The 20,811-nt window shown below is 59.6% G+C and carries 21 protein-coding genes; 8 read left to right on the forward strand and 13 right to left on the reverse strand.

Annotated features, from left to right (window positions below; all coding sequences use genetic code 11):
* Window positions 1-193: 193 nt before the first annotated feature.
* Together BCF46_RS09620 and BCF46_RS09625 are read right to left on the reverse strand one after the other, a co-directional pair.
* On the reverse strand, window positions 194-1,180 hold the full coding sequence (locus BCF46_RS09620) for an NAD(P)H-quinone oxidoreductase (protein WP_121023672.1): 987 nt from the start codon (window positions 1,178-1,180) through the stop codon (window positions 194-196).
* A 9-nt stretch (window positions 1,181-1,189) separates the two neighbouring features.
* A complete protein-coding gene (locus BCF46_RS09625; protein ID WP_121023674.1) occupies window positions 1,190-1,873 on the reverse strand; it encodes a COQ9 family protein in 684 nt (227 codons plus the stop codon).
* 111 nt (window positions 1,874-1,984) lie between these two features.
* On the opposite strand from BCF46_RS09625, the gene rpsU reads away from it, so the two are divergent.
* The gene (gene rpsU / locus BCF46_RS09630; protein WP_121023675.1) at window positions 1,985-2,191 is read left to right on the forward strand and encodes a 30S ribosomal protein S21; all 207 of its coding nucleotides are present in this window, start codon (window positions 1,985-1,987) and stop codon (window positions 2,189-2,191) included.
* A gap of 285 nt (window positions 2,192-2,476) precedes the next feature.
* On the opposite strand, the gene BCF46_RS09635 is transcribed toward rpsU, so the two are convergent.
* The 5 genes from BCF46_RS09635 to BCF46_RS09655 form a co-directional block, all read right to left on the reverse strand.
* Window positions 2,477-3,070, reverse strand: coding sequence for a hypothetical protein (locus BCF46_RS09635; protein WP_121023677.1), 594 nt, complete (start codon window positions 3,068-3,070; stop codon window positions 2,477-2,479).
* Window positions 3,071-3,082: 12 nt separating this feature from the next.
* Entirely contained in the window at window positions 3,083-3,217 is a 135-nt protein-coding gene (locus BCF46_RS09640; protein ID WP_121023679.1) for an aa3-type cytochrome c oxidase subunit IV, read from the reverse strand.
* A 77-nt stretch (window positions 3,218-3,294) separates the two neighbouring features.
* On the reverse strand, window positions 3,295-3,753 hold the full coding sequence (locus BCF46_RS09645; RefSeq protein ID WP_121023681.1) for a DUF6173 family protein: 459 nt from the start codon (window positions 3,751-3,753) through the stop codon (window positions 3,295-3,297).
* Between the two features lie 3 nt (window positions 3,754-3,756).
* Entirely contained in the window at window positions 3,757-4,788 is a 1,032-nt protein-coding gene (locus BCF46_RS09650) for an MBL fold metallo-hydrolase (RefSeq protein WP_245989980.1), read from the reverse strand.
* Entirely contained in the window at window positions 4,785-6,491 is a 1,707-nt protein-coding gene (locus tag BCF46_RS09655) for an acyl-CoA dehydrogenase (RefSeq protein WP_121023683.1), read from the reverse strand. Before BCF46_RS09655 ends, BCF46_RS09650 begins: the two co-directional genes overlap by 4 nt.
* Window positions 6,492-6,631: 140 nt before the next feature.
* Here BCF46_RS09655 and BCF46_RS09660 point away from each other — a divergent pair, with 140 nt between their 5' ends.
* Entirely contained in the window at window positions 6,632-7,573 is a 942-nt protein-coding gene (locus BCF46_RS09660; RefSeq protein WP_121024491.1) for an L-threonylcarbamoyladenylate synthase, read from the forward strand.
* On the opposite strand, the gene BCF46_RS09665 is transcribed toward BCF46_RS09660, so the two are convergent.
* Window positions 7,565-8,134 (reverse strand): YqgE/AlgH family protein, encoded by a 570-nt coding sequence (locus BCF46_RS09665; protein ID WP_121023685.1) that lies wholly within the window; start codon window positions 8,132-8,134, stop codon window positions 7,565-7,567. The two genes, BCF46_RS09660 and BCF46_RS09665, sit on opposite strands and share 9 nt — an antisense overlap.
* Before the next feature lie 125 nt (window positions 8,135-8,259).
* Here BCF46_RS09665 and BCF46_RS09670 point away from each other — a divergent pair, with 125 nt between their 5' ends.
* A complete protein-coding gene (locus tag BCF46_RS09670; protein WP_121023687.1) occupies window positions 8,260-9,084 on the forward strand; it encodes a protein-disulfide reductase DsbD domain-containing protein in 825 nt (274 codons plus the stop codon).
* Here BCF46_RS09670 and BCF46_RS09675 read toward each other — a convergent pair.
* From BCF46_RS09675 to BCF46_RS09690, 4 genes are all read right to left on the reverse strand, one after another.
* Window positions 9,081-12,467, reverse strand: a complete 3,387-nt coding sequence (locus BCF46_RS09675; protein WP_121023689.1) for an efflux RND transporter permease subunit — start codon at window positions 12,465-12,467, stop codon at window positions 9,081-9,083. The genes BCF46_RS09670 and BCF46_RS09675 overlap by 4 nt on opposite strands.
* A 3-nt stretch (window positions 12,468-12,470) precedes the next feature.
* A complete protein-coding gene (locus BCF46_RS09680; protein ID WP_121023691.1) occupies window positions 12,471-13,925 on the reverse strand; it encodes an efflux RND transporter periplasmic adaptor subunit in 1,455 nt (484 codons plus the stop codon).
* An 88-nt stretch (window positions 13,926-14,013) separates the two neighbouring features.
* Window positions 14,014-14,556, reverse strand: a complete 543-nt coding sequence (gene moaB, locus BCF46_RS09685) for a molybdenum cofactor biosynthesis protein B (RefSeq protein WP_121023693.1) — start codon at window positions 14,554-14,556, stop codon at window positions 14,014-14,016.
* 25 nt (window positions 14,557-14,581) lie between these two features.
* Complete coding sequence (locus tag BCF46_RS09690) at window positions 14,582-15,355, reverse strand: uracil-DNA glycosylase (RefSeq protein WP_121023695.1); 774 nt, start codon at window positions 15,353-15,355, stop codon at window positions 14,582-14,584.
* A gap of 114 nt (window positions 15,356-15,469) precedes the next feature.
* Between BCF46_RS09690 and BCF46_RS09695 the strand changes: the two genes are divergently transcribed.
* The 5 genes from BCF46_RS09695 (at window position 15,470) to BCF46_RS09715 (ending at window position 19,386) form a co-directional block, all read left to right on the forward strand.
* Window positions 15,470-16,426: an aspartate carbamoyltransferase catalytic subunit gene (locus tag BCF46_RS09695; RefSeq protein ID WP_090213109.1), complete on the forward strand. Its 957-nt coding sequence runs from the start codon at window positions 15,470-15,472 to the stop codon at window positions 16,424-16,426.
* Window positions 16,427-16,528: 102 nt separating this feature from the next.
* Window positions 16,529-17,062 carry a hypothetical protein gene (locus BCF46_RS09700; protein ID WP_121023697.1) on the forward strand — a complete coding sequence of 178 codons (534 nt, stop codon included), beginning with the start codon at window positions 16,529-16,531 and terminating at the stop codon, window positions 17,060-17,062.
* Window positions 17,062-18,357 carry a dihydroorotase gene (gene pyrC / locus BCF46_RS09705; protein WP_121023699.1) on the forward strand — a complete coding sequence of 432 codons (1,296 nt, stop codon included), beginning with the start codon at window positions 17,062-17,064 and terminating at the stop codon, window positions 18,355-18,357. Before BCF46_RS09700 ends, pyrC begins: the two co-directional genes overlap by 1 nt.
* Window positions 18,350-18,961 (forward strand): glycerol-3-phosphate 1-O-acyltransferase PlsY, encoded by a 612-nt coding sequence (gene plsY / locus BCF46_RS09710; RefSeq protein ID WP_245989983.1) that lies wholly within the window; start codon window positions 18,350-18,352, stop codon window positions 18,959-18,961. The genes pyrC and plsY overlap by 8 nt, the downstream gene beginning before the upstream one ends.
* The gene (locus tag BCF46_RS09715) at window positions 18,961-19,386 is read left to right on the forward strand and encodes a DUF805 domain-containing protein (protein WP_121023703.1); all 426 of its coding nucleotides are present in this window, start codon (window positions 18,961-18,963) and stop codon (window positions 19,384-19,386) included. Before plsY ends, BCF46_RS09715 begins: the two co-directional genes overlap by 1 nt.
* Here BCF46_RS09715 and BCF46_RS09720 read toward each other — a convergent pair.
* Window positions 19,383-20,753: a glutamate--cysteine ligase gene (locus tag BCF46_RS09720; protein ID WP_121023705.1), complete on the reverse strand. Its 1,371-nt coding sequence runs from the start codon at window positions 20,751-20,753 to the stop codon at window positions 19,383-19,385. The genes BCF46_RS09715 and BCF46_RS09720 overlap by 4 nt on opposite strands.
* Window positions 20,754-20,811: the final 58 nt, after the last annotated feature.

Below are 20,811 nucleotides of genomic sequence, written 5' to 3' on the forward strand. Positions count from 1 at the left end.
TCCTTACCTGTGCGGTACTTCCGGGGGGAAGGAAATATGTGTTTTTTAAAAAGCCTGATTTGGCGGAAATGCGCTTGAGTTTAGTGTAAATCCGATACGCAACATCTGGCAATTGTCACGAGTTTTATAGCCTGTACGGCTATCAAAGGGGTTAAGTGGTACAAGCCGGGTCGCCCCCGACCCGGCTTATTTTTCAAACCTTCAATACAATCTTTCCAATATGCGCCGAGCTTTCCATATGCGCATGCGCCTTCGCAGCGTCTTCCAACGCGAATTCACTGTCCATAACTGGTGCAATTCGGCCCGCTTCAATCATTGGCCAAACATTGCGCTTCAACTCTTCCGCTATCCGCGCTTTTGCGAGGTCGCTTTGCGGGCGCAGGGTCGAGCCTGTTATCGTAAGACGGCGCATCATCACTTGGGCGAAATTCAACTCGACCTTGGGGCCTTGCAGAAACGCGATTTGCACCAACCGCCCGTCATTGGCCAGCGCCCGCACGTTACGAGGCAAATAATCCCCGCCGACCATATCAAGGATCAGGTCGGCACCGCCCTCGGCCTTTAAGACATCCACAAAGTCGACATCGCGATAGTTAATCGCCCGCTCTGCCCCCAGCTTCACACAGGCCGCACATTTCTCGTCAGAGCCAGCAGTTGTGAAAACCCGCGCGCCCATAGTGTTGGCCAACTGTATCGCCGTCGTTCCAATGCCAGAGGAGCCGCCATGCGCCAAGAAGCGCTCGCCTGCCTTTAGGCCACCGCGCATGACGACGTTTGAGTAAACCGTAAAGAATGTCTCCGGCAGCGCCGCGGCTTGCGCCATACTCAACCCGCTTGGGACACTCAGGCAATGTGCCGCTGGCGTGCGAACGTATTCGGCGTAGCCACCGCCGGGAAGCAACGCGCAAACCTCGTCACCCACGCTCACACCAAAGACACCGCTACCAATCGCGGCGATCGTACCAGCGCCTTCTAGACCCGGTAACGGCGATGCGCCTTCCGGCGGGTCATACATGCCAGCGCGCTGCAGCGCGTCAGGGCGGTTCACACCCGCGTAGGCCAGCTTGATCAGCACCTCGCCGTGACGTGGGCTGGGAAGCGGCATCGTTGCGGACTGCAACACGTCTGCTGAGCCGGGTTTGGTGATCTCCACCACCCGCATAGTCTCTGGTAGCGCCATGAGAGGTCCTTACTTAGAGTTAGTGTGGCCCGGAAGATCAGAGTCGAACCCCGATCCCGGCGCTTTGAGTTGTGACAGCAACCAATTCGGCCCCGCCATCAGCTTGGAGGCCACAGGGTTTGCATTCACCTGCGCTTTGACCTTTTCGAACTGCATGACATTGTCGATACGCCGGTCGAGGAACTCCCACGTTGCCGCATGATCCTCGCTATCGTCACCCAGCCAGAACAAAACTGTGGCGCCGTATACCGCCGACAAGGTCGCCCGCTTGGTGTACCAGTTGTGATCTTTGGATTGGTCGCCCAAGGCACTCCAGATCGCATCTGCGGTGCCCCATACCAGCTTCGCCCCTTCTGCCGCGTTTGTCGGCACCGCAAAGAAGGACGATCCGCGGCGCACCGCTTCCTTGTCTACGGCAGCTGCTTCCAAGCGGTAGCGCACGCCTGCTGCGATTCGGTCGCGAAAGCGCATCGCCAGCAGGTTTTCGGATTTAAGCCGCGCCACCATCTGCGCGTCGCCACGCTTGTGAAAGGCAATCGCCAGATCAAGCGGCCCACGCGGGAATAGGGATTTGGCCAGCCCCACTTCAATACCGGTGTCTTCTACCGCGGCATCAAACGTCTCTTTAGACCATCCGTCAAAGGTCACATGTGGCAGGCTTGCATCTAGGATTCGGGTCTTTGCGTCGTCCATAGCGGGCTCCTTTCGGGGGCTTGCATCCTTGGTAGACAAGTTAGTGCGGCTTTGCTATATCGCCACTTCCTGCAATCTTGCAAATTTAACCTAGGAAGGTGGTGACACCACATGCAGGTAAGCGTTCGCGACAACAACGTCGATCAGGCTCTCCGCGCACTGAAGAAGAAACTTCAGCGTGAGGGCGTTTTTCGGGAAATGAAGCTCAAGCAACATTACGAAAAGCCGTCTGAGAAGAAAGCACGCGAGAAAGCCGAAGCAATTCGCCGTTCCCGCAAGCTGGCTCGCAAAAAGCTCCAGCGCGAAAACGGCGGTTAAGTCCGGTTTTTGAGCACGAAATAAATCACCCCCGCAGCCTAGGCTACGGGGGTTTTTTTGTTTTTTGGCACCGACGAGAACCACCTACATGAGGGGTATCAGCAGATCTTGCAGCAAACACACGCCGCCCGCTCTGCTGAACATGGGTAAACTACTAAATGGGTAATCAAACTCGCTACGCTTCCCCAGAACTTAAACACTATCGCCTACAAGACTTATATTGACGCAAGGTTAACCAAAATGCGCGTGCAAAAAGTGTGAAAAGTAGCGTGAAATCACCGAGAACTACGCCCCGCCGGGAAGCTTTGCAGAGTTATCGTCAGGATCGTCGTCGTAAACCTTGCGGGTTTTAACGCCAGGGAACTTCGCGAAAGCTTCCATAGTCTTGACCGGAAAGAAGGTCACTTTGATGCTCTCGAAGCCCGGTAACCGGTTGAGAATAGCACTCGTCGACTGCGAACAAGACGCTTTGGACACCGCGCCGTAACCGGCGGCTTCCTTGAGTGCCAGCTCAGCCACTTCGGGAGAGACCCGAATTTCCTGCAAAATCGTATGGTAGGTCTCGCGGGTGTGGTAATCCACATACACATCGACCATGCGATCCGTCATACCGTAGTGAAGATCATTTCGCTCTGGGGCGTTGGGACTCCACCATGTTCCAGCGGGGTCCCAGACCACCCGTTGTGAGCCGTTGATAAGCAGGCCAGTATGCCCGCCCGCCCCGGAACGGTTGTTGATCACGGTGATCAGCGTCAGAGATGCGGGGCCATTATGTCGATATGCTTTGGCACGAATATCCTCGTCCGGTGCCCAGACAGGTTCGGCACCACAGGCCGCCAATACGGCGACCAGCCAGAATGACAAAAACAACCGTTTCATGGGTGGCGCGGTTTATCCGTTCACCATCGCCAGAAGCACCAGAAAGATCAGGATGCCAATAACTGCATAGGTGGTGAATTTAACGAAGCCTTGAAAAGTCTTCTCGTGGTCTTCGGTATCCATCGAGCCATGTTTGTGCTCAGCCATTGGGTCTCTCCATTGTTGGCGTTTCAGGTGAATTAGCGGATTCTGTCGGCGCTGTCACGCGTCAGGGGGACGCGGGTTCAAGCTTTTTCCAAATCCTCTGCCAGCCGGAAGCCGATACGATTGGGCTCAGGCTGATCCACATGCTTGGGCAACGTCCGCAATTGCACATTTAGCTGACCAACATGTTGGATTTGCTGGGTCCGCGCACCACCGGGGTCGGAGCCGTAAAAGGTGATAATATCCGGCGCATAGAAGCCGATCCCTTCAATCCGCATCACGCCAGTATCCCCGCCAACAAAGCCCATGGCGATCTCGTGGTCGTTATCCAGCTTTTCTTCAAAATTCTTGATATACAGGATCAGGCGTTCATAAGCCCATTCGGCAGGGGATTTTTGTTCAATTGGCGTCTTGGACATCGACTCCGGAAGCGGTTCTTCTTCGGGTGTCGGGCTGCACTCACGAACATGTACGACTCCCGCGCGGCGCAAAGCAGCGGCCTCAACCAGCTCGGCAGTGGTCTCGATTTTGTCGTCCATAGGTCAGGCCCCTTTGCGCTGGTAAACATATGCCCCATCTTCGCGCAAAGACCGGGTCGCTTGTCCAGCCAAATATAAGTGAGCACAATGCGCCACGCTTTCTACCAAGGCCAGCCCGTACTCACCGCCACGGATTTCACGCTTGAACAGCGGCAGGAAACACTCATGTGCGGTTTTGGGTGTGTCGAGGTGCTGCAATAGCCGCTCCAACGCGCCGTGATGGTTGTCGATCAATTGCCGCATCCGCAGCGGCAAGCCTGTAAACGGCAGTTTGTGTCCCGGTAAAACCAGCTGCTCCGGCGTCGCATACGCCCCCAACCGCTCGCACGCCTCCAGCCAGTCTGAAACGGGGTCAGCCTCCGGCTCGGTCGGGTAAACGCCCAAGTTCGGGCTGATCGACGGTAGCAACTGGTCGCCGCCCAATACGACGCCATCCGCCCACAAGGTCGCGTGTTCCGGTGCATGGCCATTGCCCATACGCACTGTCCAGTCCCGACCGCCTGCAGTCAACGTGTCGCCTTCACGGATACGACGATACCCAAGCGGCATTGGCGCAACGCAATCGGCAAAATTGAACGGTCGCTCAGCTGCCCGTTGCGCAAAAATCTCGGGCTCCATCCCGGCGCGTTTCCAGAACTGTAGAGACTCCGCCGTGGGGCGATCCTGCTCGTCCAGCACCAGCATCCGCGCCATGAGCCACGCGGTGCGCGTTGTCACCAGTTCCGCGCCATGTTCGGACTGGAACCATCCCGCCATGCCGATGTGGTCGGGATGGTGATGGGTCACGATCACGCGGCGAACCGGCTTGCCCGCCAGAGGCCCGGCAAGCAGCTTTTCCCAGATCGCGACGCCACGTTTGGAATGGAACCCCGTATCAACAATCGTCCACCCATCCCCGTCATCCAGCGCGTAGATATTGACGTGGTCCAGCTTCATCGGCAGCGGCAGGCGCATCCAAAGGATGCCTTCCGCGACCTCTAGCGCTTCGCCCTCTGCGGGGATATCGGGGAACGGGTAGCGGAGCGCTTCGCTCAAGCCACCAAATCCTCTTCGCTCAAGGCATATAAGTCATCTGCCCCTTGGCGTGCTTGATCAGCCAGACTTCCATGCTCCGGCAAAAGACGCTGAATGTAGATTGTCGCCAAACGCCCGCGCGCACTGTCCAAGCCCGCGGCATTCGCAGCACAGAGGTGGTAGTACCCCCCCAGAACACGCGCGAACATCCGCAGATAGGAAACAGCGCCTGCAAAACGGTCATTCATCTCCTGCTCGACCAACCATTCCGTGGTTTCGCGCAAGGTTTCAGCTGCGGTGAAGACAGGGCCAGCCAACTCCGGCATCGTTGCTTTGCAGCTTTCTGCATAAGCCTCGATCTCGTCGATCAGGGCATAAGCCGCCTCACCGCCATCCATCATCTTGCGGGCCACAAGGTCCATCGCCTGAATGCCATTTGTGCCCTCGTAAATCGCCGTCACCCGCACGTCGCGCAGGTACTGCGCGGCACCGGTTTCCTCGATGAAACCCATGCCGCCATGGACTTGAATGCCTTGCTGCGCGACCTCGATACCGGTGTCCGTGCCGAACGCCTTGGCGATCGGTGTTAGCAAGGCGGCGCGAGCGGTCCATTCAGGGGCGCCCGTGGCCGTTTGCATATCAATCGCCGCCGCACAGGCCGCTGCAATCGCACGGGCCACAAAAACATCCGCCTTCATCTGCGCCAGCATCCGGCGCACGTCGGCATGGCCCAAGATCGTCTCGCCCTCTGCCGCTTTGCCCTGCTTGCGCTCCTGCGCATAGGCCAGCGCGTGTTGATACGCAGCCTCAGCCACCGCGATACCCTGCCCGCCGACGCCCACGCGGGCGTTGTTCATCATGGTGAACATCGCCGCCATGCCGCCATGGGGCTTGCCCACCAGCCAGCCCGTCGCGCCGTCATATTGCATCACCGCGGTGGGCGAGCCGTGCAGGCCCATCTTGTGTTCCAGCGACACCACTTTCAGGGAATTCGCCACGCCGGGCTTGCCGTTCTCGTCGGGGATCAGTTTGGGGACCATGAACAGCGAAATGCCCTTCGTACCCGGCACGCCGTCAGGCAAACGGGCCAGCACCAGATGGCACACGTTCTCGCTGAAATCGTTATCGGCCCAGCTGATGTAGATTTTCTGACCGGAGATCGCGTAGGTGCCATCGCCATTATCCTCGGCCTTCGACTTCAACGCGCCCACGTCAGAGCCCGCCTGCGGCTCTGTCAGGTTCATCGTGCCGCACCATTCGCCCGAGATCAGCTTGGGCAGGTAAAGGTCCTTGATCGCGTCGGACGCATGATGCTCAAGCGCCTCGATCTGGCCTTGGCTCATCAGCGGGTTCAGCTGCAACGCAAGGCAGCTGCCGCCCATCATCTCATTTACCGCATTCTGAATGGAGAATGGCAGCCCCATGCCGCCGTATTCGGGGCTGGCGGCCATGCCGATCCAACCGCCTTCCGCGATCGCCTTGTACCCGTCCGCAAATCCCGGCGATGTCCGCACGACACCGTTTTCCAGCTTCGCGGGGTGCAGGTCGCCATTTCGGTTCAACGGCGCAAGGACCTCGTTCGACATTTTGGCCGCTTCATCAAGAATTGCCGAAACCATGTCCGGTGTCGCTTCCGCAAAGCGTTCGGTTGCAGCGACTTCGTCGAACCCCACGATATGATCAAGTAGGAACTGGTAATCAGCGGCGGGGGCACGATAAGGCATAGTAGTCCTCGAATAGATGTCACACGGCTTTGCAAGGGGCCACGCGATCAGATAAAGGGGTCCATCAATATATCGCTTACTGTGCCGCTCTGACGCCAATGCATCAAGCGAAACGCAACGTCAAAAACAGGTTCCTTGCTATGGCCAGCCTCGACACGCTTTTACTTGGCCCCGCCGAATTGGCTAAGGCTGCCAAGATGTTGCAGGCTGGTCAGCTTGTCGCCTTCCCGACAGAGACAGTCTATGGCCTCGGTGCCGATGCCCGCAACGGCGGTGCGGTTGCTGCCATTTATGCAGCCAAGGGGCGCCCCAGTTTCAACCCCCTGATCGTGCATGTCGCCACCATGGAGCAGGCAGAAGCGTTGGCCCATTTCGACCACGACGCCCGCGCCTTGGCACACGCGTTCTGGCCCGGCCCACTATCCTTGGTGTTGCCATTGAAAGATGGTCACGGCCTATCATCGCTGGTAACCGCTGGCCTTGATACAGTGGCCATTCGCATGCCCGCGCAGCCTCTGGCGGGCGATCTTTTGGCGCTGGCTGATTGCCCCGTCGCCGCCCCCTCAGCCAATCCATCCGGCCAGATCAGCCCCACCACCGCCGCGCATGTGCTTGCGGGGCTATCGGGGCGCATTGATGCGGTGTTGGATGACGGTCCTTGCGAAGTGGGTGTGGAGAGTACGATCGTGGCAACCGCCCCCGTTCGCCTGCTCCGCCCGGGCGGCCTGCCCGTCGAGGCGCTTGAGGCCGCGCTAGGTCGCCCGTTGGAGCAAGACCTTAACCCCGACATGCCCAGCGCACCGGGCCAGTTGACGTCGCATTACGCTCCCAGCGCGCGTGTGCGATTAAATCAGCTAGAAGGTGCGTTGATGCTGGGTTTTGGGCCGATTGACGGGACTCTAAACCTGTCCCCCTCCGGCGATCTACACGAAGCGGCAGCCAATCTGTTTGCAATGCTGCGACAGATGGACGAGCTGGTCTCTGACGGAAACACGATCAACATCGCTCCCATCCCGATGATAGGCCTTGGCCTTGCGATCAATGACCGTCTGACACGGGCCGCAGCGCCGCGCTTAGGCTGAACCGCCACCCGGCGACAGCATCAGCGGATTTATCCCCATCAAATCAAGCGCCCCAGTCCACTTGTCATCATTCGCGCCCATGAAAACCAAGTCACTATCGGCATCGCAAATCAGCCAACCGTTGCGCTGAATTTCATCTTCCAGCTGCCCCGGCCCCCAGCCCGCGTAGCCCATTGCCAGCAGGCAGCGTTCCGGCCCATCGCCGACGGAAATATCCTCCAGTATATCCAGCGTAGCGGTCAAACCGTAGCCACCCTCGACGGTCATGGTGCTGTCGTCGCTGTGATAGTCAGGTGAGTGCAAAACAAAGCCGCGGCCATAGTCAACGGGCCCTCCGACATGCACCCTGATTTCGCGTGATCTCGGGGCCTCGGGAATATCTAACTGTTTGAGCAGGTCGTTGAACTTCAAATCGCGGGCGGGTTTGTTCACAATCAGCCCCATCGCGCGCTCGTCGGAATGGGAGCATATGAAGATCACCGACCGCTCAAATCGAGGGTCGCCCATATCGGGCATGGCTATCAGCAGCTTTCCTGCCAGCTTGGTAGAATCAAAACTCATTCCGCCAAGGTGGCGTTTTGGATCAACTCATTCAAGCGATCTTGAGGACGCAGGCTGCATCTTGTGTCAGCGTCTCGCTCAAACGTGAGTTTATTGTCATACGAAGAGCCGCTATCGAAGTTGGGATGACCCGACCCCGTTTCGCCCTATTTGCTGCAGCGTTTGCCGCCAGCTTGTCCCTGCTCAGCCCCGCTGAAGCGCAGGTACTGCAAAACGACGCATCCGATGTAGTAAAGGTCACAATGCTCCCCGGTTGGCGCGACGACAACGGGACCCACTTCGCCGCGCTAAGGTTTGCCTTGGCCCCGGGGTGGAAGACCTATTGGCGCGCGCCCGGCGATGGCGGACTACCGACACAGCTTGATTGGTCGGGTTCGTCGAATTTACGCGGCGCTGGCATTCAATGGCCCACGCCCGAGGTGTTTCGCCAAAACGGGTTACGTTCCGTCGGATATCGCGGCGAATTCGTTTTGCCTTTGGCACTCCAACAAGCCTCCGAAGGCCCAATAGTTATTGACGGCCATTTGAAGTTCGGGGTTTGCGAAGAAATATGCCTGCCCGTAAGCCTAGACCTTCATATGTTGTTGCCGCCTGATCAAACGACACCTGTCGTGGAAATTGCCGCTGCATTGAACAATCACCCGATGAGCTCCAAGCAAGCGCAGGTGCGCCGTGTGGAGTGCCGTGTAGATTACCGCGGTGGCCGCGCCCGGGTTGATGTTGAAATCGACATGCCGCCACTAGTAGGTCAGGGGGAGGCAATGGTCATCGAGGCGATAAATCCCGATCTGTGGATCGGCGAGCCGCATTTGTCCCGTATCGGTGACACGCTGCGCGCGACGGCAGAGATGGCCAACCGCAGCGGCGCGCCGTTTCGGCTGGATTTGGAACATATGCGCATTACGGTTATCACCACCCAAAGTGCGGTTGATATCCAAGGCTGCCACTAAGCTTGCTTGCTGTGCGCAACTCCATGGGCCACTGCCGCGATCAGCCAGCCCGCTACAAGCAATATTGCGGTTCCCCCTAGAAACAGCAGCAAAGCAGACGACACGGTTGAACCTGCAATCGCGAGGACTCCAAGCGGCCCAGGAAGACTTCCGCCGAAGATCGCGCTTCCAAGTGTCGCGGTGAACAAAGCGACAATCGCAGCGCTTAACCCAAGCGTAACCCAACGCAAACCGCCTGTTGCCGTCACCGCCCGTCGCAACGCCTTAAACTGACGCGACACATCAGCCTGCATTGCCATCAAGGACGGCACGACCAGCAATACAAGCACCAGCCCGAAACCAAGCCCATAGCACAGCGTGATAACAGTAGGTTTGAGGAATTGCGCCTGCGACGATGTCTCAAACAAGAGCGGCGCCAAGCCCAGAACCGTAGTCAACGTGGTGAGCAACACGGGGCGCAAGCGGTCGGCAGTCCCGTCAATAATTGCTGGTATCAGCCCCCGCTCTTGCGCGTATTCGTCCACGGTCGAGACCAGCACAATCGAGTCGTTGATGATAATTCCCGTCATGCCGATAAGCCCGACTACCGTGAACATCGACAGCGGGACGTCCCATGCGTTGTGGCCGTAAATGGTACCGACCAGCCCGAACGGAATAATAAGCATGATCACAATCGGGCGCGTCCAACTGGAGAACACCCAAGCTAGCGCCAGATATATGCCGATCAGGCAAAACAGGAACCCAAGGCTTGCATCCGTCAGGAAGTCCGCCTCCTGCTCCGCGAGGCCGGACATGTTAGTCGCCACGCCAAAGTCCTGCTCGATCATCGGCAAAATTTCAGCCTCGAGGCTTGCCATGATCTCTTCGGCGCGCACGGGATCATCCTCGGAAATATCACCCGTCACCGAGACCAGCCTAACCCCGTTTTCCCGCCGCACGGTTGAGAAACCTGATTGCCGCACCACCGCCACGATGTCGCTCAGCGGGACGTATTCCCCCGATTGCGCCCGCAAGAAGGTGCGCTCCAGAAAGTCGGCCGTCAGCTCGCCCTTGGGCAACTCGACACGGATCGCGGCAGATCGTGGGCCATCGGGATAAGTCGCCGCCTCGATACCATTCAGCCGGTTGCGTAGCACGCGGCCCAATCCGTCGATGGTGAAGCCCAAAGCCTGCCCCTGCGCCGTCAAATCAAGGATCAACTCTTCTTTGTCATAGGCAAGGTTGTCCTCCAGCGCCGACACTTCCGAGAACTTCGCAAGCGCGGCCTTCAGCCCCTCTGCCGCGAGTTTCAGTGTCTCGGCATCCGCGCCGTAAAGCTGCACATCAAGCGCATCACCGCCCGGGCCGGAGCGCCAGCCACGAAAGCTAACCGTTTCCAACATCGGGTGACGGCGCACAGCGTCTTGCAAATCGCCCACGAACTGGAAGCTCGAATAAGGTCGCAAATCCGCGTCAATTAACTCAATCGCGATGGATCCAAGCTGATCTTTGTCCTTGGTCTCTTGGCCAGCCAGCCCTCGCCCTGTGGTGCCACCGACCTCGGCCAGCACATAGTCGATAGGGTTGCGCCCGTGCTCGGCCTCGTATTTTGCGGCCAACTCAGCCGTGGCGCGCTGCATCTCGCGCATCATTTCTTTGGTATCGTCACGGGTGGCCCCCGGCAGCATCGAGAAGTTCCCTGAAATGGAGCCCCGCTCCGGCGCGTTAAAGAACCGCCATGTGACATCGCCTTTGATGAACAGCGCAGCTTGCGACATCAGCAGCAAAATCGCGCCCGCCATCACCGGATAGCGCGCCCAGATCACACCGGCGATGAAGGGTCGGAAAAGCTTCTCGCGGGCCCAGTCAAACCCGCGGGTCACGGTGCGCGACGGCCAGTCATACCACCTATCCTTGGCCTGCGCCGCCAAGGCATGGGACATGTGGTGTGGCAGGATCAGGAAGCACTCGACCAGCGAGGCGATAAGCACCACGATCACCGTGAACGGAATATCCGCGATCAAATCGCCAAACCGGCCACCCACGGCAACCAGCCCGAAAAACGCAATCACCGTGGTCAGGGTTGCTGCAAACACCGGCTGCGCCATGCGCCGCGCTGCGTTTTCAGCGGCGGTGGCCGGATCTTCACCCAACCTAGTGGCACGAAAATCCGCGTGCTCGCCCACCACAATGGCGTCGTCGACCACGATCCCCAGCGTGATAATCAAAGCAAACAGAGACACCATATTAATGGTGATCCCCGCCGCATACATCAGCGCGATGGCCCCGAGCATGGCCACGGGAATCCCTGCTGCCACCCAAAAGGCCGTGCGCGCATTCAAAAACAGGAACAGCAGCAGAACCACTAGCCCGAGCCCTACCAACCCGTTGTCGAGCAGGATGTTCAAGCGTCCGGAAATTGCCTCGGACCGCGTGCGGATCAACTCCACCTTGGTGCCTTCGGGTAGCGTGAGTTCAAGCTCGTTCGCGACATCCTGAACCTTGGCTTGAATGGCGATGGCATCACCGCGGTTACTCCGGTCGATCCGCACCGACATGGCAGAATTTTCGCCCACAAAATAGGCCCGTTCACGGTCGGTGCCTTCCACAAGGATCGTCGCTACGTCGCCAATGGTCAGTTTCGATCCATCCGCATTTGACCGCAAAACGATCCCTGAAATCTGGTCAGCGCTGCGCTTGGCGACGCCAGTGCGAACACGGGCATTCGCGCCGTCGACATCACCCGCAGGATCAGCGGAAGCTTCGCCGCGAATGGCTTCGGCAATTTCCGCCATGGTGACGTCGTTGCGGATCAACGAAAGCGAGGACACCTCGACAATCGTCTCCGGTGCGGCCACGCCACGGATGGTGGCACGGGTCACGCCCGCGGCAAACAATCGGGTTACGAATTCATCTGCAAATCGACCCAACTGGTCAACCGAGACAGGGCCGGAGATAACTACATCCGTCACCCTGTCACGCCATGCGCCGCGGCGCACATTTGGCTCTTCGGCGTCGTCGGGCAGGTTAGTGACGCTATCCACCGCTACCTGCACATCATCGGTGGCACGGGACATATCCCAGTCCGGCTCGAACTCAAGGCTGATATTCGCGCTACCTTCGCGGGATTGCGAGTTGGAGCTCTCGACCCCCTCCACCGCCAAAAGCGCGGGTTCCAACAATTGGACAATCGCGCCGTCAACGTCATCGGCACCTGCACCGTCCCATTTGACACTGACCGACACGTTATCAATTACCACATCGGGGAAGAACTGGGTGTTCATTCGCGGTACGGCTGCGGCGCCGATGGCAATCATCATCACCAGTAGCAGGTTGGCCGCTGTGCGGTGGCGCGTGAAGTAAGACAGAAACCCGCCAGTTTTGGACGCAATTGTCCCTTTCATGGACTAGCTCCCCATGCGGCTTTCCAGCCGCTCGACCATATCGGCAGGCACCTGCGGCTCCGCCAGTCTGGCCAGCATGCGGGTTTTCACTTCCGCGGGAATACGCGAATTGGCTTCGACAAAGGCAATCAGCTTGGCGCGGCGGTCTTGGTCCAGTTCAACCATTTCCGGCGCCTCCGGCATAGCGCGGCCCCCACGCAACGGCTTGACTTTGATGCCCGCCCCCAGAAGTTGAGACCGCTCGGCGACGATTTCCCGCCCGCGCAAGCCACGTGCGCGGACAATCACATCATCCCCTTGACGACGCAGAACGATTACCTCGCCACTTTCAAGGCGATCCTCCTCACCCAAAACCAAAACGGTGCCCGCAGCATCCACCGCTGTAGACGGCACCACCGCGACGCGTTCCAACACAGGCTCTTCAATCGCGACGGTCACAAAATCACCGGGGCGTAGCCCTCGCGCATCTGATAGAACAGCAAACAAAAGCCGCCCCGTCGTGCCTTCACTGACCGCTGCACTTTCACGCGTCAGGCGACCTTCAAAATTCAGATCCGTGCCAAGCACGTCAAGCGTGACGGTCACAGGAGCCACCGTCAGGTTGCCTTCTTCATCCAAAAGCCGCGCGTATTGCGCCGTCGAGACGCGGAAGGACACTTCCAGCGCATCGGGGTCAATGAGTTCCGCCAGTTGTTCGTTGTTGGCAACCAGCCCCCCCTCGGTTGCAGTCACCCCGGATAGGCGTCCGTCAAAGGCGGCAAATACTTCGGTGTCCGCCAAAAGACGCTCTGCATTGGTGAGGTTGATCCGGCGGCGTTCAATCAATGTCTGCGTCTGGCTCACCCGCGCCTCGGCCTGTTGGATGGCCTGACGGCGTGACAACACGGCTTGCTTGGCACTGGCTTCCGCCAGCTCTGCCGTCTCCACGGTGGCTTCGGTGCCAACGCCGCGTGCTTTCAGGTCGCGTTGGCGCTGCAACGCACGTTCGCGCAACGCTAGTTGTTCTTGAGCTGCGGTCAGATCATCTTGCGCCAGCGCCAGCGCACTACGTGCCTCACGCAGGTCGGCTTCGGCCTCCACCAGATCGGTACGGGACACGTCAACCGCAGTTTGGGCGTCGGCAGGATCAATACGCGCCAATAGCTGGCCCCTGCGCACGGTGCCGCCTTCTTGGAAATCCGGCGACAGCTCGACCACAGTGCCACCAACTGGGGCACGTAAATCAAGCGTTCGGCGGGATCGCACTTCGCCAAAACTGGTCAACACCGGGGTTACAGTTGTCGGCTCCAATGTCATCACGTTGACCGAAAACACGCGTTCGCGGGCAGGTCGCGATGTACTTTCGCGCGCCCAAACTTCTTGCAAGGAACTATACACCATGTTCCCGCCCACCGCGAGCAGGCCCACGGTTAGCGCCATCAAAAACAGGCCTACAAGGCTACGACGAAAAAAACGCATGCGCGATCGAACTCCGAAAAATCACTTATAACATGTAGAGCGCAAACATGCGCGCGTCCAACTCCGCTGACTTAAACGTGTCGTTTCGTCATTTCCGTCGCTTATGCTCGTCCAATCGAGGGAAAATCTCCACAAAGTTGCAAGGACGGTGACGATAATCCAGTTGGAGCGACAGAATTTCGTCCCACGCATCCTTGCAAGCGCCGGGGCTTCCGGGCAGCGCAAACAGGTATGTCCCGTTCGAGACTCCGCCTGTGGCGCGGCTTTGAACGGCGGATGTCCCGATTTTGTTCATCGAGACGATGGTGAACACGGTTCCAAAAGCCTCGATCTCTTTCTCATACACATCGCGATGCGCCTCAACGGTGACATCACGGCCCGTCAGCCCCGTGCCTCCCGTCGTCAGGATCACGTCAATTTCAGGGTTCGCACACCACGTGCGAAGCTGTGCGGCAATCTCGGCCCGCTCGTCTCGCAAGATCATGCGGTCCGCCAGCTTGTGGCCCGCGCCGACCAAACGATCCACCAAAGTCGTGCCGGATTTGTCGTCGTCGGGCGTGCGCGTGTCCGAAACGGTCATCACCGCAATTCGGACCGGCACAAAGTCCATCGTTTCGTCAATACGGCTCATCTCAAATCCTTCAACGATAGAGTCCTCATCCGCGCAGCTTTGCCTGAAGGCTCAGCAAATCGGTCCATGCCTCGCGTTTGGCATGGGGCATCCGCAGCAAATATGCGGGGTGAAGCATTGGCAGCGCCGGTTTGCCAAACACCTCGTCCCAATGCCCGCGCATTTTGGTGATCCCCTTGCGGCCCAGCAGGGCCTGACAGGAATGGTTGCCCATCAGCACCAGAAAATCCGGATTGGCGAGCGCGATGTGACGCTCCAGAAACGGCAGCATCATCGCCACCTCGTCGGGCTTCGGGTCGCGGTTTTGCGGCGGGCGCCATGGCAGCACATTGGTGATGTAAATCGGGTTCTCGGCATGGTCGCGTCCATGATCAATGGCAGCGAACATCGCGTCCAGCAACTGCCCAGTCGGTCCAACGAAAGGCTTGCCTTGCTGATCCTCCTCGCGGCCGGGGGCCTCGCCGATCACCATGACCCGCGCACCGGCATTCCCATCGCTGAACACCAGATTGCGCGCGCCGTTTTTCAAGTCGCAATGCGGGAAGGACGCCATCGCCGCCTTCAACCCGTCCAGATCCTGCGCGCCTTGGGCCAGCTGGCGGGCGATGCCCACCACGTCGGGGCCTTGCTGCGCCACAACGGGCGAGGCTGTGACAGGTTCGGGCTTGGCGGCTTTCGGGGCTTCTTTGGGCACCTCATAGCGGTTGATCGGCACGTCCCCGATCGCCTCGTCAGCGCCAAGGTCCACATGCCATTCCAACAGCGCTTTGGCCGTATGAAAGTCCAGTCCCGATTCCATGGGGGTAAACCTAGTCTGGCCGCACTGGCGCCACAATGGCATAACCGTCGCAGGGCGGCCTTGCCCGACTGAACGCTCCCCCTTATAACCCGATAAAATCACGAGAGGGCCTCCATGACATTCCGCGCGAAGCATCTGCTAGGGATTGAACATCTTGCCCCCGATGAAATCACCACCCTGCTTGATCTGGCCGACCAATATGTCGACCTCAACCGCCGCGACGTGAAGCATTCCGACACGCTGGCGGGGCTGACCCAGATCAATATGTTCTTCGAGAACTCCACCCGCACGCAGGCGTCGTTCGAAATCGCAGGCAAGCGCCTTGGCGCGGATGTGATGAACATGGCGATGCAGGCATCCTCGGTGAAGAAGGGTGAAACTCTGATCGACACCGCCCTGACGCTGAACGCCATGCACCCCGACCTGCTGGTCGTACGCCACCCGCATTCCGGTGCGGTGGATTTGTTGGCCCAAAAAGTGAACTGCGCCGTGCTGAACGCGGGCGACGGGCGGCACGAGCATCCCACGCAGGCCCTGCTGGACGCCCTGACCATCCGCCGCGCCAAGGGGCGGCTGCACCGCCTGTCCATCGCCATTTGCGGCGACATTGCCCATAGCCGCGTGGCGCGTTCCAACATCCTGCTGCTGGGCAAAATGGAAAACCGCGTCCGCCTGATCGGCCCGCCGACCCTGATGCCATCGGGAATGGAGGAATTCGGCGTCGAGGTCTTCGAGGACATGCGCGAGGGCCTTAAAGACGTTGATGTCGTGATGATGCTGCGCCTCCAAAAAGAGCGCATGGATGGCGGCTTCATCCCGTCCGAGCGCGAGTATTACCACCGCTACGGCTTGGACCCCGAAAAACTGTCCTACGCCAAATCCGACGCCATCATTATGCATCCCGGCCCGATGAACCGCGGCGTGGAGATAGACGGCGTGCTGGCCGATGACATCAACCGCTCGGTGATCCAGGAGCAGGTCGAAATGGGCGTCGCCGTCCGCATGGCCGCAATGGAGCTGCTGGTCCGCACCCGCCGCGAGGCGGCGCAAGAACAAGGGGTAATGGTATGAACGAACCCAAAGACCCGCGTATGTCCGGAAAGGTGGCCGCCTATGTCCTTCTGGGCACTTTCGCTTTCACTTTTTTGATGATCTGGCTTGGAGGCTAACGGCATGTCGGACCTTTCAATCAGCTCCACCGAGCACGGCAAACTGCGCGTCTTCGCGCTCAGCGATCAGCTTTCGATGAAGATCGATAATGCAGGCACACTTGACCCGTTGGTGCAGGTGTTGGGTTCTCAAACTCTTGGAGTGCAAGACGTACAGATTGTACCGACCGACGCCGTGGATGATATGGGGCTCAGCGGCCTCCTATTAGACGGATACGAAATTGCCCTCTCCTCCGAAGAGGCTGCGCGTCTGGACGCATTGGAAGGCACCGTCGCGCTCATCCGCACCGGCGCATTCCAAACGCCGGTGACCTTGCGCCGTACGGGCGAGGCAAATTTGATCGCCACCTTAACTGAAGGCAAATCGCCTGCACCAAGGTTCACCCCGCTGGAAAGCGACGCCGCCAAGGGCGTGCTGGAAGGCCCTGCCGCCGACGCGAAACCTGCTCGCAGCTTTGGCGCACGGCTGTCGCTGATAGCGCTGGCGGCGATGGTCTCGGCTTTTGCCTGCCTTTACATTTACTACGTGGGTTTCTGATGGCTGATTTGCTTCTCACCAATGCTCGATTAATTGACCCCGAGGCTGGAACCCAGACTCTTGGCGCGCTGCTCGTCAAGGACGGGCGGATTAACGAAATACTAACGCAAGATGTTGATCTGAATGACAAAAGGTTCCCCGCGGGGAACCGTGTGGATTGCGGCGGCAAGTGCCTTGCCCCCGGCATCGTCGATATCGGCGTGAAGGTTTGCGAACCCGGCGAGCGGCATAAAGAAAGCTTCCGCACGGCAGGGCTGGCGGCGGCAGCAGGTGGGGTCACCACCATGGTCACCCGCCCCGACACTATCCCCACAGTGGACACCCCCGAGACGCTGGAATTCACCAAACGTCGCGGCGCGGAGATGGCCCCCGTCCGCATCGCGCCGATGGCGTCGCTGACCAAAGACCGCGCAGGCCGCGAGATGGTCGAGATGGGTTTCCTGATGGACGCAGGCGCGGTGGCGTTTTCCGATGGCGACAACGTGGTCACCGACAACAAAGTTCTCAGCCGCGCGATGACCTATGCCCGTGGCTTGGGCGCGTTGGTGATGGGCCACCCGCAAGACCCCGGCTTGTCGAAAGGCAGCGCCGTGACGTCGGGCAAGTTCGCCTCGCTGCGCGCCTTACCGGCGGTGTCCCCGATGGCGGAGCGCATGGGGTTGGAGCGGGACTTGGCCTTGGTCGAGATGACAGGCGTGCGCTACCACGCCGACCAGATATCCACCGCCGTGGCCCTGCCGGTTCTGGAACGCGCCAAGGCGGCAGGTCTGGACGTGACCGCTGGCGTGTCGATCCACCACCTGACGCTGAACGATCTGGACGTCGGCGATTACCGCACCTTCTTCAAGGTCAAACCACCCCTGCGCTCCGAAGATGACCGCGTGGCGATGGTGGAGGCCGTGGCGTCGGGGTTGATCGACGTGATCTGCTCCATGCACACGCCGCAGGACGAGGAAAGCAAACGCCTGCCCTACGAGGAAGCCGCGTCAGGCGCCGTAGCGCTCGAAACCCTGCTACCCGCCGCGATGCGCCTGCTGCATGTGGGCGCTATCGACTTGCCGACCCTATGGCGCGCCTTGTCACTGAACCCCGCCAAGCGGTTGGGTTTGGAAGGCGGTCGCCTAAGCGTAGGTGCGCCCGCCGATCTGGTGCTGTTCGACCCTGATGCACCGTTCGTCATGGACCGCGAAACGCTCCGGTCCAAATCCAAGAACACCCCGTTTGACGGGCAACGGATGCAAGGCCGCGTGCTGCGCACCTTCGTTGGTGGCACGGAGGTGTATGCCCGTGCCTGACATCGTTACCGCGCCTTACCTGCTAACCTTTGTCGCCGTCGCGTCCTACCTGCTTGGCTCCATCCCGTTCGGCTTGGTAATCGCCAAACTCATGGGATTGGGCGACTTGCGCCAAATCGGATCGGGCAATATCGGGGCGACGAATGTGCTGCGCACCGGCTCGAAAAGTGCCGCTTTGGCGACGTTGCTGCTCGATGCTGGCAAGGGCGGCATTGCGGTTTTGCTGGCACGGTTCTTCGTCGGTGAAGACGCGGCGCAACTGGCGGGGCTGGCGGCGTTCATCGGCCACATCTTCCCTGTCTGGCTGAATTTCAACGGCGGCAAGGGCGTCGCGACATACCTTGGCACCCTGCTGGCGCTGTCGTTCTTCGCGGGGCTGGCGGCTTGCCTGACATGGCTGGCCTTCGCCCTGGTTTTCCGGATTTCGTCGCTTGCTGCATTGGCGGCGGCGGCGCTGATGCCGCTTTGGCTGCACTTCATGGGCCTGCCGAGCTATGTGATGCTGGCCGCGCTGCTGGGCGCGTTGATCTGGATGCGTCACGCGGGCAATATCCGTCGAATTCTGAGCGGGACCGAGAAAAAAATCCAGCTTAGGAAAAGCTGATGGGACCGCTCGCAGCCCTCCGGTCCTGCCTGACGAAAAGCTTTCGGTGGCGCGGTCGTGCCGCGAGGTCGGAGTTCTGGTGGTTTTTCCTGATCTTCTACGGGGGCCTGATTGTCACCGCCATTTATACCATTCTCTCGGTGGAATCCGGCGAAGATGTGCTTTGGCCGCCTGTGGTCTTCCTGCTGGGGCTGTTTCCTGCATCCCTCGCCGTGATGGCGCGTCGGCTGCATGACAAAGGGCTGACCGCGTGGTTGATGTTGCTGGGGTTCGTGCCTTTCGGCCAACTTGCCCTGCTGATCCTTGCGGTCTTGCCGGGTGACGAGGGGCCGAACGGGTATGGCGACGACCCGCTGGGCCGCGTCAAGCCGGAGGGGCTGACCTATGGCAGATCACGCGTGCCGCTGGTCCGCGACAAAGACTAGTAGCTGTACTCGTCGTAGATGCGGCTGAGGTCGCCGTTCCAGTCGCCGTGATACTTGGCCAGCAATTCGTCGGCAGGGGTTTGCCCTGTCTCGATGCTTTCCTTCAGTGCGTTAAGGAAATGCGTCTCGTCAGGGACCAAACCGCCAGCACCGGGTTTGGCGCGGGCTTTCAGGCCGGCTTCGGAGATCGCGACCACCTCGCGGGCGAGGTCGATCATTTTCATACCGTTCACTTCCGCGGCCAAACCATCGACGGAGGCCGCAACGCGCCATGCCTCGCGGGTCTCGGCGTCCCAGCCTTTGGCGACGTCCCACGCGGCGTCGAGCGCGGTTTGGTCATAACAAAGCCCCGTCCAGAACGCAGGCAACGCGCAAAGCCTGCGCCACGGACCACCATCCGCACCGCGCATTTCGATGAACTGCTTGACGCGGGCTTCGGGGAATACTGTGGTCAAGTGATCGGCCCAGTCTGACAGCAACGGCTTTTCACCCGGCAAAGCAGGTAATTCACCTTTCAAGAAGTCGCGGAAAGACATGCCCAGCGCGTCGATATATTTGCCGTCGCGGTAGACGAAATACATCGGCACATCGAGCACCCATTGCACCCATGCCTCGAACCCCATGCCTTCATCGAAGACGAAGGGCAGCATGCCGGTGCGGTCGTCATCCAGCGCGCGCCAGATGCGGGAGCGCCATGATTTGTGGCCGTTGAGCTTCCCTTCAAAGAAAGGCGAGTTGGCGAACAAGGCGGTCGCCACGGGCTGCAATGCCAAGGCGACGCGCATCTTTTGGACCATGTCGGCCTCGGACCCGAAATCGAGGTTCACTTGCACGGTGCAAGTGCGGCGCATCATGGCGGTGCCCATGGTGCCGACTTTTTCCATGTAGTTGTTCATCAGCTTGTAGCGGCCCTTGGGCATGAGGGGCATTTCCTCATGGCTCCATTCAGGCGCGGCCCCGAGACCGATAAACTTGACGCCGATCTCGTCGGAGACGGATTTTACCTCGGCCAGATGGGAGTTCACCTCGTCACAGGTTTGGTGAACTGTTTCCAAAGGGGCACCGGACAATTCCAACGCGCCGCCGGGTTCCAGCGACACGTTCGCGCCGTCCTTGGTCAGCCCGATCAGGTATCCGCCTTCCTCAACCGGTGCCCAGCCAAAGCGGTCGCGCAGGCCGGACAGAACGGCATTGATGGAGCGGTCGCCTTCGTAGGGCAGCGGTTTGTGGGTGTCTTGGCAGTAGCCGAATTTCTCGTGCTCGGTGCCGATGCGCCAGTCTTCCTTGGGCTTGCAGCCGTCGGCCAGCAGTTGCGCAAGTTGGGAATGGTCGGTGATCAGGCCGCCGCCGGATTGAGGAATGGACATATCGGAGGCTCCGCCTAACTGGTTTGACGTCTAGGGGTGAGGCGATTTGCGGGGGATG

This window comes from Litoreibacter meonggei, from assembly GCF_003663885.1.
Taxonomy (GTDB): Bacteria; Pseudomonadota; Alphaproteobacteria; order Rhodobacterales; family Rhodobacteraceae; genus Litoreibacter; species Litoreibacter meonggei.